Origin of the sequence: Thauera sp. SWB20 (genome assembly GCF_000831325.1) — a bacterium.
Lineage (GTDB): Bacteria > Pseudomonadota > Gammaproteobacteria > Burkholderiales > Rhodocyclaceae > Thauera > Thauera aminoaromatica.
In genome coordinates this window covers 210,782-225,406 of sequence record NZ_JTDM01000020.1, presented here as the reverse complement: position 1 = coordinate 225,406, position 14,625 = coordinate 210,782, and the positions used below count along the sequence as shown (strand labels likewise).

Genomic DNA, 14,625 nt, shown 5'->3' with positions numbered 1-14,625 from the left:
ACTATTTCCCGCTCTGACCTCGATTTCTCCGCCACATCTCGTAGACTCGCGATCTTGCGGTATATTGGTGCGGTATTTCGAGTAGGAGCCTAGCCATGGCATCTGCCATCAAACGCAAGACGTCCCTGACGCTGGACGCCGAGGTGCTTGACTCCGCCAAGTCACTGGAGATTAACGTATCGGCCGTGGCCGAAGCGGCGCTCAAGAGGGCGGTGGCCGAAGCCCGTCGCAAGCAGTGGCTGACTGAAAATGCAGACAACTTTGCTGCACAAGCTGCGTGGCACGAGCGCAATGGGCACCCGCTGGCCGACATCATGAGTGCTCCAGGGGCCGCTTCGTGGAACACCTGAACCGCTACAGCGTGGCGGAATACAAGGGCGTGGCGATGGTTGTGGTCGAAAGCGACCTTTTGCCGCCCGACCCTGCGGTGGTTGTGATTCCGTTGCTGCCCGACTATCCCGCCGTCAAGGGCTTGAACCCCGAAATTCTTTATGACGGCAAGCGGTTGATTCTTGCCACCCGACTCATCGCGGCGGTGCGACGAGCCAATGTGCGTTGCGTCGGGAGCGTGGCCGATCAGGGTGACAGCATCAATCGAGCGGTCGATATTCTGATGTCTGGTGTTTAGTGGCGATCGACTAAATGCGGCGAATCCTGCACGAAATCGGGGTCTGACCCCGATTTCCCCCGGCGGCCATTCCACCGCCACCTTCGCGCCTGCCGGCGCTCCTACCTTGGACAGAAGCGCGCCGGTTCATGTAGGAGCGCCGGCAGGCGCGAACGCCGCTCAGAGCTCGACGTCCTCATACAGTCCATCCATCGCCAGCGCCGCCCCGACGCTCTCCAGCCTCACCACGTCCCCCTCCCCCGCCGGATGCAGCACCCACAGCCCTTCGCTGTTCTTGCGGAAAAGGTCCGCGTGCTTGCGGTCCTGCTCGATCAGCAGGTATTCCTGCAGCGTGTCGATCTGCTGGTAGTGCTCGAACTTGCGACCGCGGTCGAAGGCGGCGGTGGAATCCGAGAGGACCTCGATGATCAGCGCCGGGTGCTGCTTGGCCAGGCTGGCCTCGGGCTGGCGGTCGCGCGGGTCGCAGGTGACGAAGACATCGGGGTAGAAGACGGCGTCGGCGCGGTCGACGCGCAGCTTCATGCCGGAGAGGAAGGCGCGGCAGGGCTTGCCGGAGAGTGCGACCTTAAGGCTCGTCGCGGTGTTGAGCAGGATCGTGTAATGCGCATCCGTGCCGCCGGACATGGCGAAGACCTCGCCGCCGAGGTACTCGTGACGTTCGGGCTGATCCTCTTCCCACGCCATGTAGGCGTCGACGTCGAATTCGGGTCTGCGCTTGGGCAGTTCCATGGTGGGAACTCCTTCTTTTGGTCGAGCATAGCGGGTCGATTCGGGAAAGAAAACCGGAGGAAGGAAAACCGGATTCAGGTCTTTCATCTGCTCACGGCCGGCCCGCGGCCCGCGGCGCCCATCGAGCAGCCCGCCCTCACCCTGCTAGACTTCAGCCATCTCACGGATCGGGAGCTCGCCCATCATGGCCTTGCCTCAACCCGCCGCGCGCTTCGAGCGCGCGGATTTCTTCGCCTGGGAGGCCGAACAGCCCATGAAGCACGACTACGTCGCCGGCGAGGTGTTCGCCCAGGCCGGGGCACGGCAGGATCATGTGGTCGTGGCACTCAACATCGCCGCCTCGCTGCGCCAGAAGCTGCGCGGCACGCCCTGCCGGGCCTACATCTCCGACATGCAGCTCGAGGTGATGCAGGCGGATGCGGTGTTCTACCCCGACCTGATGGTGAGCTGCCACCCCGAAGACCTCGCCGCCGAGCGCGTGCTGCATCATCCGCGCGTGATCATCGAGGTGTTGAGCGACAGCACCGCCGCCTACGACCGCGGTGCGAAGTTCGCCGCGTATCGCATGCTCGACAGCCTGCAGGAGTACGTGCTGGTCGATCCGGAGCGACGCAGCGTCGAGATCTTCCGCCGCCTGCCCTCCAACGACTGGCTGCTCGCCACCGGCGACAGCGCGCGCGGCCTGGTGCTGGCGGCGCTGGAGCTGGAGATCGGGCTGGACGAGGTGTTCGAGGACGTCGGCGCCTGAGTCGCGGCAGCAAGAACGGTGCCCCCGGTTCTGCCTCTTGTAGGAGCGACGCAAGTCGCGATCCCGACGCCCCGGATCCCAATACGCCTGGTACAGCCGCAGCGCCGAATCGCGACTTGCGTCGCTCCTACAAAACACCGCAGCGCGCCCGGCACGCGAAGACGAGATCGATTTTCTCCACCCCCCGATTCACCGACATCCGATGAACACACGACTCCACCACCTCGCCGAGGCCCACAACGCGCGCTTCGGCACCAGCGGCGTGCGCGGCCTCGTCAGCGACCTCTCCGACGCGGTCTGCTACGCCTACGCGCAGGCCTTCCTGCGCAGCATTGCGACCGACAGCGCGCGCGTCGTCGTCGGCCACGACCTGCGCCCGAGCAGCCCGCGCATCGCCGCGGCCTGCATCCAGGCAATCCGCGACGCGGGACGCGAGGCGGTGTTCGTCGGCGCCCTGCCCACGCCCGCGCTCGCCTACTACTGCGCGCTGCAGCGCGCTCCGGGCATCGTCGTCACCGGCAGCCACATCCCCTTCGACCGCAACGGCATCAAGTTCTATCGCGCCGACGGCGAGATCGACAAGGCGGACGAGCAGGCGATCCTCGATGCGGAGGTGGCGGTGCCCGATGCGCTGTCGCCGGCGCCCCTGCCCGCGGTGGACGCCTCCGCGCTGGAGGCCTACGTGGCGCGCTACACCGCCTTCTTCGGCGAAGGCGCGCTCGCCGGGATGCGCGTGGCGCTGTACGAGCACTCGAGCGTGGCGCGCGACGTGCTGCGCACGGTGTTCGAGCGCCTCGGCGCCGAGGTCCTGTCGCTCGGGCGCACCGACACCTTCGTGCCGATCGACACCGAGGCCGTGCGCTCCGAGGACATCGCGCAGGCGCGCGCATGGGCGCAGGCGCATCGCTTCGACGCCATCCTGTCGACCGACGGCGACGCCGACCGTCCGCTGATCGGCGACGAGACCGGCACCTGGCTGCGCGGCGACGTGGTGGGCATCCTGTGCGCGCAGTATCTGCACGCCGACGTGGTGGTGACGCCGGTGAGCAGCAACACCGCAGTGGAGAAGTGCGGCGCGTTCCGGCAGGTGCTGCGGACGCGCATCGGCTCGCCCTACGTGATCGCCGGAATGGACACGCAGCGCGGCGCGGGGCGGGTGGTGGGCTACGAGGCGAACGGGGGATTCCTGCTCGGGAGCGATGTCGAGTACGGGGAGGCGATCGGGGCAAGTGCGGCGGAAACCGCCGGCGTTGGGGCGGGCAGCGTTGGGACGGGCGGCTTTGGATCTGCCGAGCTTGGATCTGCCGGCTTTGGATCTGCCGAAGTTGCGACGGATGGGCCCGAGGCGACGCAGAAATGCTTGCCCGCCGGCGCAGCACGGCTCAAGGCCCTGCCCACGCGCGATTCGCTGCTGCCGATGCTGGCCCTGCTGGCCATGGCGCGCGCCAAGGGCTGTCCAGTGTCGCAGCTGGCCGATGCCCTGCCGCGCCGCTTCACCGCGAGCGACCGCATCCAGAACGTGCCGACCGAGTTCAGCCGCGCCCTGATCGCGCGCCTGCAGCAGACCCCCGCGGAGGCGGCCGCGCTGATGGCGCCGGACGCCGGCGACGTGATCGCGATCGATACCACCGACGGCTTGCGCACGAGCTTCGCCACCGGCGAGATCGTGCACCTGCGCCCCTCCGGCAACGCCCCCGAGCTGCGCTGCTACGCCGAGGCCGCCGACGAGCCCCGCGCCCGCGCCCTGTGCGATGCCTGCCTCGCCCGCATCGCCGCCTCCGCGTAGGAGCGACGCAAGTCGCGATGGGCCGTCCAGACACCGATCCGCTGCGGACATCCGAACGCCGCGATCGCGACTTGCGTCGCTCCTGCAGGCCAAGCCGAGCGCCAATGAACGCGCCGGTTCCCGTAGGAGCGACGCAAGTCGCGATCGCGGCGCCTGACCACGCAAGGACCGCATCGATGGCTCCCCGCACGCACGACGTGCATCGCGCCCTCCGACGGTCACGCCGGCGGCTCGATGGCGTAGACTTCCAACCGGAAACGACTCGCACCCCATCGCCGCACGCACTTCGTCACCAGACCGTCCGCTCCCTCTCACCCAGGACCTTCGAACCATGAAAGGCATCATCCTCGCCGGCGGCTCCGGCACCCGGCTGCATCCGATCACGCGCGGCGTCTCCAAGCAGCTGCTGCCGATCTACGACAAGCCGATGATCTACTACCCGCTGTCCGTGCTGATGCTCGCCGGCATCCGCGAGATCCTGGTGATCTCGACCCCGGACGACCTGCCCAACTTCCGCAAGCTGCTCGGCGACGGCTCGGACTTCGGCATCGCGCTGAGCTACGCCGAGCAGCCCTCGCCCGACGGCCTGGCGCAGGCCTTCCTGATCGGCGAGGATTTCATCGGCGACGACCACGTCTGCCTGATCCTGGGTGACAACATCTTCTACGGCTACGGCTTCAGCGCCATGCTGCGCGAGGCGGCGCGCCGCGAGCGCGGGGCGACGGTGTTCGGCTACCACGTCTCCGACCCCGAGCGCTTCGGCGTGGTGGAGTTCGACGCCAGCGGCAAGGCGATCTCGATCGAGGAGAAGCCCAAGGCGCCCAAGTCGAACTATGCGGTCACCGGGCTGTATTTCTACGACAACTCGGTGGTGGAGATCGCCCGGCAGGTGAAGCCCTCGCCGCGTGGCGAGCTCGAGATCACCGACGTCAACAACGCCTACCTGCAGCGCGGCGATCTGCACGTGAGCCTGCTCGGACGCGGCTTCGCCTGGCTGGACACGGGCACGCACGATTCGCTGATGGAGGCGAGCCACTTCGTGCAGACCATCGAGGCGCGCCAGGGCCTGAAGGTGGCCTGCCTGGAGGAGATCGCCTACAACCAGGGCTGGCTGTCGGCCGCGCAACTGGCCCGCCAGGCCGAAGCGCTGAGCAAGACCGGCTACGGCCAGTATCTCAAGCGCCTGCTGCGCCAGGAGGGCGGGCAATGAAGGTGATCGAGACCGCACTGCCCGGGGTGCTGATCATCGAGCCGAAGGCCTTCGGCGACCACCGCGGCTTCTTCCTCGAGACCTTCCAGGTCGAGCGCTACCGCGAGGCGGGCATCACCCTGCCCTTCGTGCAGGACAACCACTCGCGCTCGCAGCGCGGCGTGCTGCGCGGGCTGCATTTCCAGACGACGCGCCCGCAGGGCAAGCTGGTGAGCGTGAGCCGCGGGGCGGTGTATGACGTCGCGGTGGACATCGACCCGAGCTCGGCGACGTATGGCAAGTTCGTCGGCGTCGAGCTCAACGACGACAACCACCGCCAGATGTGGGTGCCACCGGGCTACGCGCACGGGTTCTGCGTGCTCAGCGAGGTGGCGGACTTCCAGTACAAGTGCACCGATTTCTACTTCCCGGCGGACGAGGGCGGTCTGGCATGGAACGACCCGGACGTGGGGATCTCGTGGCCGATCGAAGCGCCGCAGCTGTCGGCGAAGGACGCGAACAACCCCCGCCTGCGGGATCTGAAGCGCGCGTAGGAGCGACGCGAGTCGCGATACACGGCTCCGATGCGGATCGCGGTCGGTCCATCGCCCGATCGCGACTTGCGTCGCTCCCACGAAAACCGGCGCGGGCGTAGATGTAGGAGCGACGCGAGTCGCGATGCACGGCTCCGATGCGGATCGCGGTGGGTCCATCGCCCGATCGCGACTTGCGTCGCTCCCACGAAAACCGGCGCGGGCGTAGATGTAGGAGCGACGCGAGTCGCGATGCACGGCTCCGATGCGGATCGCGGTGGGTCCATCGCCCGATCGCGACTTGCTTCGCTCCTACGAAAACCGGCGCGGGCGTAGATGTAGGAGCGACGCGAGTCGCGATTGCGGCGGCGGAGCGATCGCTGCGCGGCTCGATACGCGCACGATCGCAACTCAAGCTGCGGCGTCCGGCTCGATCCCCATCGCCTGCAGGCGCGCGTAGACGCCGCCGCGGGCCACCAGCTCCGCATGCGTGCCGCGCTCGACGATGCGGCCGGCCTCCATCACCAGGATCTGGTCCGCCTTCTCGATCGTCGACAGCCGGTGCGCGATGACGATGGTCGTACGTCCCTCCATCAGGCGCTCGATCGCCGCCTGGATCAGCCGCTCCGACTCGGTATCCAGCGCGGACGTCGCCTCGTCCAGAATCAGGATGGGCGCGTTCTTCAGCAGCGCGCGCGCGATCGCGAGGCGCTGGCGCTGGCCGCCGGAAAGGAGCACGCCGTTCTCGCCGATCTCGGTATCGAAGCCCTGCGGCAGGCGGTCGATGAACTCGCGCGCGTTGGCCGCTTCGGCGGCGGCGACGATCTGCTCGCGGCTGGCGCCGGCGAGCTCGCCGTAGGCGATGTTCTGCGCCACGGTGCCGTTGAAGAGCGTGACCTGCTGCGTCACCAGCGCGATATGGTGGCGCAGGTTGGCCAGCCTGTAGTCCTCGACCGCAACGCCATCGACCAGCAGCCGGCCCTCGTCGTGCTGGTAGAAGCGCGGGATGAGGTTGGCGAGCGTGGACTTGCCGCTGCCCGACTTGCCCACCAGCGCGATCATCTGGCCGGGCTCGGCCTTGAAGTCGATGCCTTGCAGCGCCTTGCCTTCCGCACCCGGGTAGCCGAAGCCCAGCCCTTGCGCTTCGACACGGCCGGCGATGCGCTCGCGCTCGACCGTGCCGCCATCCGGCTCGGGCGCCTCGTCGAGCTGCTCGAAGATGCTGTCGGCCGCGGCCACGCCGCGCTGGATGCGCGCGCTGACGCCACCCAGCAGCTGGATCGCGCGCGGCAGCAGGCCGGCGGCGGTGATGTAGGCGACCACGTCGCCGGCCGAGGCGTCGCCGCGCACCTTCAGCACGGTAAAGAGCAGCAGGCCCATCGACGAATACACGATCAGGTGCATCAGCGCCGAGAAGGTCTCCTGCGTGCGCACCATCTTCAACTGGCGCCGGGTGTTGTCGGTGCTCGCCTTGCGGAAGCGCGCGGATTCGTAGGCCTCGCCACCGAAGCTGCGTACCACGCGGTAGCCCTGGATGGTCTCGGAGGCGACGTGGGTGACCTCGCCCATCGAGGTCTGGATGTTCTTCGACAGGCGGCGGAACTTGCGGCTGGCGTTGGACACCAGCCAGGCGATCGCGGGCAGCACCACGAGCAGGGTCAGGGTGAGGCGCCAGTTCATCCACAGCAGGTAGCCGAGCAGCGCGACGACGGTGAGGCCCTCGCGGAACAGGATCTTGACCGCGTCGGTGGCCGCGTCGGTCACCATCGACACGTTGTAGGTGATCTTGGAGACGAGGTGGCCGGAGTTGTGCGCGTCGTAGAAGCGGTTGGGCAGCACCAGGAAGCTGCCGAAGAGTTGGGTGCGCAGGTCGTGGATGAGGCCGAGCGAGACGCGCGAGATGCCGTAGTTGCCGAGGAAGGTGCCGAGGCCTTCGACCAGCGCGATGACGACGATCATGAGCGGGATGGCGAAGATCAGGTCGAGCGCGTCCAGCCAGGGCAGGCCGGTGGCGATCGGCGCATCGGGCGCGGCGAGACCGTCGATGAAGTACTTGAGCACGCTCGCCAGCCCCGCCTTGCAGGCGCCTGCGATGGCGAAGCCGAGGATGCTGAGCGCGAAGTAGCCGAGGAAGGGCCGGGTGTAGCCGAGCAGGCGGAGGTAGACCTTCATGCTGCTCGAGGGCGGCTTCTCGACGGCGGGGGCGGGCGTGCTGGATGCGATCGGTTCGGGTACGGCAGTCATGGCCCGGATGATATGCCAAGCCCGCAAGCGCGCGGCAGCAACGATGGCCGCGGCGTTTCTCGTAGGAGCGACGCGAGTCGCGATCACGGCGCTTCCGGGACCGCCTGCGTCATTCGACCGCCGGATCGCGACTTGCGTCGCTCCTACCGGAGATTTCGGAAGCCCGGCGGTTCTCGTAGGAGCGACGCGAGTCGCGATTGCGGCGCTTCCGCCTCAGTGGGCCTCGTCCCAGTTGTCGCCGGCGCCGACCTCCACCAGCAGCGGCACCTTCAGCGTGGCGACGCCACCCATCAGCCGGGGCAGCTCTTCCCGCACCGTCTCGAGCTCGGCCCCGGGTACCTCGAGCACCAGCTCGTCGTGCACCTGCAGCACCAGCTTCGACTTCAAGCCGGAGGAAGCCAGCCAGGCGTCGGTCGCGATCATCGCCTTCTTGATGAGGTCGGCGGCCGTGCCCTGCATCGGCGCGTTGATCGCCGCACGCTCGGCGCCGGCGCGGCGGCCGGCCTGGCTGGCACGGATGTCGGGCAGGTAGAGGCGACGGCCGAAGACGGTCTCGACGTAGCCCTGCTCGCGCGCCTCGGCGCGGGTGCGGTCCATGTACTCTGCAACGCCGGGGTAGCGCGCGAAGTAGCGGTCGATCCAGGCCTGCGCGGCGGCGCGCTCGATGCCGAGGTTCTTGGCCAGGCCATGCGCGCTCATGCCGTAGATGAGACCGAAGTTGATCACCTTGGCGTAGCGGCGCTGCTCGCTCGTCACCTCGGCCGGCGCCACGCCGAAGACCTCGCCGGCGGTGGCGCGGTGCACGTCCTCGCCGCGGGCGAAGGCTTCGAGCAGGCGGGCGTCGTCCGACAGGTGGGCCATGATGCGCAGCTCGATCTGCGAGTAGTCGGCCGAGACGATGAGATGATCGCGCGGCGCGATGAAGGCGGCGCGGATGCGGCGGCCTTCGGGCGTGCGGATCGGGATGTTCTGCAGGTTGGGCTCGGAGCTCGACAGCCGGCCGGTGACCGCGGTGGCCTGCGAGAAGCTGGTGTGCACGCGGCCGGTGTGCGGATTGACCATGCGCGGCAGCTTGTCGGCGTAGGTGCTCTTGAGCTTGGACAGGCCGCGGTGCTCAAGCAGGAGCTTGGGCAAGGGGTAGTCCTCGGCGAGCTTCTCCAGCACCTCCTCGTCGGTGGAGGGCTGGCCGGTGGCGGTCTTCTTGACCACGGGCAGGCCGAGCTTGCCGAACAGGATCTCGCCGAGCTGCTTGGGCGAGCCGAGGTTGAAGGGCTGGCCGGCGAGCGCATGTGCCTCGCCCTCGAGCGTGTACAGGCGGCGGCCGAGCTCCTCCGAGTGCTGGCCGAGCAGGAAGGGGTCGATCAGCACCCCGGTGCGCTCCATGCGCTGCAGCACGCCGAGCACCGGCATCTCGAGCTCGCGGTAGAGGGCGTCGAGCTGCGGCAGGGCCTGGAGCTGCGGGTACAGGTGGCGGTGCAGGCGCAGGGTGACGTCGGCGTCCTCGGCGGCGTATTCGGTGGCGCGCGCGACATCGACCTCGTCGAAGCCGATCTGCTTGGCACCCTTGCCGCAGACATCCGTATAAGGGATCGTCGCGAGGCCGAGATGGCGCTTGGCGAGCGAATCCATGTCGTGCGCCTTGTCGCTCTCCAGCACGTAGGATTCGAGCAGGGTGTCGTGCGCGATGCCGCGCAGCGCGATGCCGTGGTTGGCGAGCACGTGGGCGTCGTACTTGAGGTTCTGCCCGAGCTTGGCGTGCCGGTCGGATTCGAACCAGGGCCTGAGCCTGTCGAGCACCTCGTCCAGGGGCAACTGCTCCGGCGCCTCTGGCAACTGCGCGGCACCGCGGTGCGCCAGCGGCAGGTAGGCCGCCTCGCCCGGCTCGACCGCGAAGGACATCCCGACCAGCCTGGCCGCCATCGGGTCGAGGCTGGTGGTCTCGGTGTCGAAGGCGGTGAGCTCGGCAGCGGAGATCTTCGCCAGCCAGGCGTCGAAGGTCGGCCAGTCGAGGATGGAAAGATAGACCGGGGTCAGGTCTTTCATTTGCTCATCCGCGGAGATTGCGCACACCCCGCCCCCCCCTGGCGTCGTGGTCGCAGCCTCGGAAATCGGGGTCTGTCCCCGATTTTCCTGGCGGTCGAAGCGGCGCGCATCGGACGCGGCCTTCGAGGCGGCGACACTCTCCGCACCGCCATCCAGATCCTTCAGCCATGACTTGAACTCGAAGCGCTCGTAGAGCGCGCGCAGCGCCGCCTTGTCGTCCGCGCGCGCCGGCAGCTCGTCCAGCCCCACCGGCAGCTCCACATCCGTCGCCACCGTCACCAGCTTCCGGCCCAGCGGCAGAAAGTCCAGATGCCTGCGCAGGTTCTCGCCGACCTTGCCGCCCACCTTGTCGGCGTTGGCGACGAGGTTGTCGAGCGTGCCGTACTCGGTCAGCCACTTCACCGCGGTCTTGGGGCCGCACTTCTCCACGCCCGGCACGTTGTCCACCGTGTCGCCCACCAGCGCGAGGTAGTCGACGATGCGCTCCGGCGGAACGCCGAACTTGGCCGCCACGCCGGCCTCGTCGAGCACTTCCTCGCTCATCGTGTTGACCCAGCGCACGCCGGGGCGCACGAGCTGGGTGAGGTCCTTGTCGCCGGTCGAGATCACCACCTCCCAGCCGCGCTCGAGCGCCAGGCGGGTGAGCGTGCCGATGACGTCGTCCGCTTCCACGCCCTCCACCGACAGCAGCGGCCAGCCCTCGGCCCGCACCGCCTCGTGCAGCGGCGCGATCTGCGCGCGCAGGTCGTCGGGCATCGGCGGGCGGTGGGACTTGTATTCGGGATACCAGTCGTCGCGGAAGGTCTTGCCCTTGGCGTCGAAGACGCAGGCGCGAAATTCTGCCTTGTAGTCGCTTTCCAGCCGTCTTAGCATCGACAGCACCCCCCGGATCGCGCCCGTCGGCTCGCCCTGCGAATTGCGCAGGTCGGGCAGGGCATGGAAGGCGCGATAGAGATAGCTGGAGCCGTCGACGAGCAGCAGGGTGGGCATTCCGAATCCTAGAGAACAACAACATGACCGCGAAAGACAAACTCCCCCGCAGCGTGCCCGACAGCACCGCACCGCGCTTCAACGCGCGCGAATCCTGGCGAATCTTCGGGATTATGGCAGAGTTCGTGGAGGCGACCGAACGCCTGGCGGCGATCCGGCCGGCGGTCTCGATCTTCGGCAGCGCACGCACGCCGCCCGACCACAAGTACTACATGCTCACCGAAAAGATCGCCCGCCTGCTGTCGGATTCGGGCTTCGCGGTGATCTCGGGCGGCGGTCCGGGAATCATGGAAGCGGCCAACAAGGGCGCCTTCTTCGGCAAGAGTCCCTCGGTGGGGCTCAACATCCAGCTGCCGCTGGAGCAGGCCGCCAACCCCTACCAGGACATCTCGCAGACCTTCCAGCACTTCTTCGCGCGCAAGTTCATGTTCGTGAAGTTCGCCACCGCCTACGTGGTGATGCCGGGCGGCTTCGGCACCCTCGACGAGCTGCTCGAGGCGATGACGCTGATCCAGACCAGGAAGAGCCGCAAGATTCCGATCATCCTGGTGCACCGCCCGTTCTGGCAGGGCCTGCTCGACTGGCTGCGCGAGCGCCTGGTCGCCGAAGGCATGATCAACGCCGAAGACCTCGACCTGGTGCAGGTGATCGACGAGCCCGAGGAGGTGGTCGAGGCCATCTTCAAGCATTACGAGCGGCGCGGTTTCCAGCCCCTTCCGGCCGAGCGCGAGATGATGCTGAACCTTTGAGTGCCGCATTACCGGCTAGAATTGCAGCATCTTCCGGAGAACATCATGCGCCGCACCCTGATCGTCCTGTGGCTGGCCGCCGCCGTGCCGGCCTTCGCCCAGCAGCCCGCGAACCTCGAACCGATCCCCGAGCCGCCGCCGATGCCCGCCGAGGGCGCAGCCGACGAACCCGAGGTCACCATCGTCAAGCGCGGCGAGGACACCGTCACCGAATACCGCCTGCGCGGCAAGCTCTACATGGTCAAGGTCACACCGCCCCACGGCGTGCCCTACTACCTGATCGACAAGGAAGGCAACGGCCAGATGGTGCGCCACGACGGCACGCCCGAACTCGCCGTGCCGATGTGGGTGATCAAGTCCTGGTGAGCACGACCGCCGCACCGCTGGTGCGCAGCTTTGCCCCGCTGTTCCGCGCCGACGCGCGCGTGCTGGTGCTCGGTAGCATGCCCGGCACGGCCTCGCTCGCCGCCGCGCAGTATTACGCGCATCCGCGCAACGCCTTCTGGCCGATCATGGGCGCGCTCTTCGGCGCCGGAGCGGAACTCCCCTACGCGCAGCGGCTCGAGCGCCTCGCCGCCGCCGGCGTCGCGCTGTGGGACGTCATCGGCCGCTGCGAGCGCGCCGGCAGCCTCGACAGCGCGATCGCGCCCGACAGCATCGAGGCCAACGACTTCGCCGGCCTCTTCGCCGCCTGCCCCGACATCGGCCACGTCTTCTTCAACGGCACCGCCGCCGAGACCGCCTTCCGCCGCCATGTGCGCGGCCGCATCGCGCTGCCGCCGCTGCACTTCACCCGCCTGCCCTCGACCAGCCCGGCGCACGCCGCGCGCGGGCTGGAGGCCAAGCTCGCCGCCTGGCAGGTCGTGAAGGCGGCAGCGCACCGCGCGGCCGCAGCCCGCATCGACATCCCGGCCGCCCAGGCCGCCTGACCCCATCCGACCGTCTTACCCGGAGTCCGCATGTCCGTCTTCACCCCCGTTCCCGAATCCGTGCTCGCCGACTGGCTCAAGGACTACGCCATCGGCCGCCTGGTGGAACTCGAGGGCATCTCGGCCGGCGTGCAGAACAGCAACTTTTTCGTCACCACCACGCTCGGGCGCTACGTGCTGACGCTCTTCGAGGGCATCCCGCGCGCCGAGCTGCCCTACTACCTGCACCTGATGGCGCACCTGTCGCGCCACGGCCTGCCCGTGCCGGGCCCGATCGCCAACCGCCACAACGAATACCTCGGCACCCTGCAGGAGCGCCCCGCCGCACTGGTGGTACGGCTCTCGGGCCGCTCCGAGATGAGCCCCGGCCTGGCGCACTGCGGGAGGGTCGGCGCCATGCTCGCCGGCCTGCACCTCGCCGGCCAGTCCTACGGTCGCCGCCAGGAAAACCCGCGCGGCGCCGCCTGGCGCGCCGCCACCGCGCAGGTGCTGCGGCCCTTCCTGTCCGCCGACGAACAGACCCTGCTCGACGCCGAGATCGCCTTCCAGGCCACGGTCGACGTCGCCGCCCTGCCCGCCGGCGCGATCCACGCCGACCTCTTCCGCGACAACGTGCTGTGGGACACCGATGCCGACGGCGGGGTGCGCATCGGCGGCGTCATCGACTTCTACTTCGCCGGCTACGACGCGCTGCTGTTCGACGTCGCCGTCACCGTCAACGACTGGTGCTCCACCCCCGACGGCGGGCTGGATGCCGAGCGTGCCGCCGCGCTGCTCGACGCCTACCACGCCGAGCGCCCTTTCACCGACGCCGAGCGCGCCGCCTGGCCGGCCATGCTGCGCGCGGCCGCGCTGCGCTTCTGGATGTCGCGCGCGGCTGACTTCCACCTGCCGCGCGCGGGCGAGATGGTGCTGGTGAAGGACCCGAACGAGTACCGCGACATCCTGCGCCTGCGCATCGCCACGGCGCCGCCCCTGCCGCGCTGACGCCGCCCCGCCCGCTCTGTCACGCCCGCCCATCCCCGACCCGACGCCGATGAATGCCACCCTGCCCCCGCCCCGCCGCCCGCATCCGCCGCCGCCCGCCCCCGGCGACGTGGTGCCCGGCCACGCCCTCGACTGGCTCGCCGCCGGGTGGCGCATCTTCATGCGGGCGCCGCTGGTGTGGGCGCTGCAGGCGCTGATCTTCTTCGTGATCCTCGCCGCGCTCGGCATGGTGCCCTTCCTCGGCTGGGCGGCCGCACCCGTGACCCTGCCGGTGCTCGTCGCAGGCATGCTCTCCGGTGCGCGCACACTCGACCGCGGAGAGCGCCTGCACGTCGGCCAGCTCTTCGACGGCCTGCGCCAGCATGCCGGCAACCTGCTGCTGGTCGGCCTCTTCCACCTCCTCGGCCTGCTGCTCGCGGCGCTGGCCGCGGCCGCGATCGGCGGCAGCGCGATGCTCACCGGCGCGGCGGCGGGCGCGCTCGGCGCGATCGCCGGGGCGGGCGTCGCCGCCGGCGGCATGATGCTCGGCGTGGTGGTGTTCACCGTTTTGTGGGCCCTGCTGATGATGGCGCTGTGGTTCGCCCCGGCGCTGGTGATGCTGCACGAGGTCGCGCCGCTGGATGCGATGAGGCTGTCCGCGCGCGCCTGCTTCCACAACCTGCTCGCCTTCGTGGTGCTCGCCGCGCTGCTCTACGTGCTGGTGTGGGTGGCGATGATCCCCGCCGGCCTGGGCATGCTGGTGCTGGTGCCGATGATCGCCGGCGCGCTTTACGCGGCGTGGAAGGAGACCTTCTCGCCGCTGCTGCCGGCCCCCGCGGCCCCGCCCGCGCCCGCAGCGGGGGCGACGTCGGGCGAAAGCGTCCCGCCCGCCCCCGTGCTGCTCGCGCCTGCGGCCGACCCCGCGGCCGATGACGCAGCCCCCTCCGCGGCACCGCCCGCTCCCGAACCGGGCCCCCACCCGGACCTCGCGCCCGGCTCCACTCCCGCCCCCGCGCCCGGCCCCGAATCCGATCCGGCTCCCGACTCCGCGCCAGCGGACACGCCCCCGAAACCCTGACCCCTGGAAACGA

The 14,625-nt window shown here is 69.1% G+C and carries 14 protein-coding genes; 11 read left to right on the top strand and 3 right to left on the bottom strand.

The window, feature by feature from the left end:
- The first annotated feature begins 95 nt into the window (after positions 1-95).
- Both PO78_RS15040 and PO78_RS15035 read left to right on the top strand, forming a co-directional pair.
- Positions 96-350: a type II toxin-antitoxin system CcdA family antitoxin gene (locus PO78_RS15040; RefSeq protein WP_043744898.1), complete on the top strand. Its 255-nt coding sequence runs from the start codon at positions 96-98 to the stop codon at positions 348-350.
- The gene (locus PO78_RS15035; RefSeq protein ID WP_039920666.1) at positions 338-628 is read left to right on the top strand and encodes a CcdB family protein; all 291 of its coding nucleotides are present in this window, start codon (positions 338-340) and stop codon (positions 626-628) included. The genes PO78_RS15040 and PO78_RS15035 overlap by 13 nt, the downstream gene beginning before the upstream one ends.
- Before the next feature lie 159 nt (positions 629-787).
- Here PO78_RS15035 and PO78_RS15030 read toward each other — a convergent pair whose 3' ends face one another.
- Positions 788-1,357, bottom strand: coding sequence for a Uma2 family endonuclease (locus PO78_RS15030; RefSeq protein WP_043744896.1), 570 nt, complete (start codon positions 1,355-1,357; stop codon positions 788-790).
- A gap of 184 nt (positions 1,358-1,541) precedes the next feature.
- On the opposite strand from PO78_RS15030, the gene PO78_RS15025 reads away from it, so the two are divergent.
- The 4 genes from PO78_RS15025 to rfbC all read left to right on the top strand — a co-directional run bounded on the left by PO78_RS15025 (position 1,542) and on the right by rfbC (position 5,634).
- Complete coding sequence (locus PO78_RS15025) at positions 1,542-2,105, top strand: Uma2 family endonuclease (RefSeq protein ID WP_043744893.1); 564 nt, start codon at positions 1,542-1,544, stop codon at positions 2,103-2,105.
- A gap of 202 nt (positions 2,106-2,307) precedes the next feature.
- Positions 2,308-3,891 carry a phosphomannomutase gene (locus PO78_RS15020; protein ID WP_043744891.1) on the top strand — a complete coding sequence of 528 codons (1,584 nt, stop codon included), beginning with the start codon at positions 2,308-2,310 and terminating at the stop codon, positions 3,889-3,891.
- Between the two features lie 331 nt (positions 3,892-4,222).
- On the top strand, positions 4,223-5,101 hold the full coding sequence (gene rfbA / locus PO78_RS15015; RefSeq protein WP_043744887.1) for a glucose-1-phosphate thymidylyltransferase RfbA: 879 nt from the start codon (positions 4,223-4,225) through the stop codon (positions 5,099-5,101).
- Positions 5,098-5,634, top strand: a complete 537-nt coding sequence (gene rfbC / locus PO78_RS15010) for a dTDP-4-dehydrorhamnose 3,5-epimerase (protein WP_043744885.1) — start codon at positions 5,098-5,100, stop codon at positions 5,632-5,634. The genes rfbA and rfbC overlap by 4 nt, the downstream gene beginning before the upstream one ends.
- 390 nt (positions 5,635-6,024) lie before the next feature.
- Here the strand turns inward: rfbC and msbA are convergent, their stop codons facing one another.
- On the bottom strand, positions 6,025-7,785 hold the full coding sequence (gene msbA, locus PO78_RS15005; RefSeq protein ID WP_156147825.1) for a lipid A export permease/ATP-binding protein MsbA: 1,761 nt from the start codon (positions 7,783-7,785) through the stop codon (positions 6,025-6,027).
- A 285-nt stretch (positions 7,786-8,070) separates the two neighbouring features.
- Entirely contained in the window at positions 8,071-10,890 is a 2,820-nt protein-coding gene (gene polA / locus PO78_RS15000) for a DNA polymerase I (protein WP_043744881.1), read from the bottom strand.
- A gap of 23 nt (positions 10,891-10,913) precedes the next feature.
- Between polA and PO78_RS14995 the strand changes: the two genes are divergently transcribed.
- From PO78_RS14995 to PO78_RS14975, 5 genes are read left to right on the top strand one after another with little or no spacing between them, the layout of a single operon-like run.
- Positions 10,914-11,639, top strand: coding sequence for a TIGR00730 family Rossman fold protein (locus PO78_RS14995; protein ID WP_004300686.1), 726 nt, complete (start codon positions 10,914-10,916; stop codon positions 11,637-11,639).
- 45 nt (positions 11,640-11,684) lie between these two features.
- Positions 11,685-12,005 carry a DUF2782 domain-containing protein gene (locus PO78_RS14990; protein WP_004300684.1) on the top strand — a complete coding sequence of 107 codons (321 nt, stop codon included), beginning with the start codon at positions 11,685-11,687 and terminating at the stop codon, positions 12,003-12,005.
- Complete coding sequence (locus tag PO78_RS14985) at positions 12,002-12,568, top strand: DNA-deoxyinosine glycosylase (protein ID WP_012586161.1); 567 nt, start codon at positions 12,002-12,004, stop codon at positions 12,566-12,568. Before PO78_RS14990 ends, PO78_RS14985 begins: the two co-directional genes overlap by 4 nt.
- Before the next feature lie 30 nt (positions 12,569-12,598).
- Positions 12,599-13,555, top strand: a complete 957-nt coding sequence (locus PO78_RS14980) for a homoserine kinase (protein ID WP_012586162.1) — start codon at positions 12,599-12,601, stop codon at positions 13,553-13,555.
- A gap of 49 nt (positions 13,556-13,604) precedes the next feature.
- On the top strand, positions 13,605-14,612 hold the full coding sequence (locus tag PO78_RS14975) for a BPSS1780 family membrane protein (RefSeq protein WP_043744878.1): 1,008 nt from the start codon (positions 13,605-13,607) through the stop codon (positions 14,610-14,612).
- Positions 14,613-14,625: the final 13 nt, after the last annotated feature.

Bases quoted from the DNA above. Each gene is read 5' to 3' on its own strand.
- PO78_RS15040 (WP_043744898.1), top strand. From the start codon at position 96: ATGGCATCTGCCATCAAACGCAAGACGTCCCTGACGCTGGACGCCGAG.
- PO78_RS15030 (WP_043744896.1), bottom strand. From the start codon at position 1,357: ATGGAACTGCCCAAGCGCAGACCCGAATTCGACGTCGACGCCTACATG.
- PO78_RS15025 (WP_043744893.1), top strand. From the start codon at position 1,542: ATGGCCTTGCCTCAACCCGCCGCGCGCTTCGAGCGCGCGGATTTCTTC.
- PO78_RS15020 (WP_043744891.1), top strand. From the start codon at position 2,308: ATGAACACACGACTCCACCACCTCGCCGAGGCCCACAACGCGCGCTTC.
- rfbA (WP_043744887.1), top strand. From the start codon at position 4,223: ATGAAAGGCATCATCCTCGCCGGCGGCTCCGGCACCCGGCTGCATCCG.
- rfbC (WP_043744885.1), top strand. From the start codon at position 5,098: ATGAAGGTGATCGAGACCGCACTGCCCGGGGTGCTGATCATCGAGCCG.
- msbA (WP_156147825.1), bottom strand. From the start codon at position 7,785: ATGAAGGTCTACCTCCGCCTGCTCGGCTACACCCGGCCCTTCCTCGGC.
- polA (WP_043744881.1), bottom strand. From the start codon at position 10,890: ATGCCCACCCTGCTGCTCGTCGACGGCTCCAGCTATCTCTATCGCGCC.
- PO78_RS14995 (WP_004300686.1), top strand. From the start codon at position 10,914: ATGACCGCGAAAGACAAACTCCCCCGCAGCGTGCCCGACAGCACCGCA.
- PO78_RS14990 (WP_004300684.1), top strand. From the start codon at position 11,685: ATGCGCCGCACCCTGATCGTCCTGTGGCTGGCCGCCGCCGTGCCGGCC.
- PO78_RS14980 (WP_012586162.1), top strand. From the start codon at position 12,599: ATGTCCGTCTTCACCCCCGTTCCCGAATCCGTGCTCGCCGACTGGCTC.
- PO78_RS14975 (WP_043744878.1), top strand. From the start codon at position 13,605: ATGAATGCCACCCTGCCCCCGCCCCGCCGCCCGCATCCGCCGCCGCCC.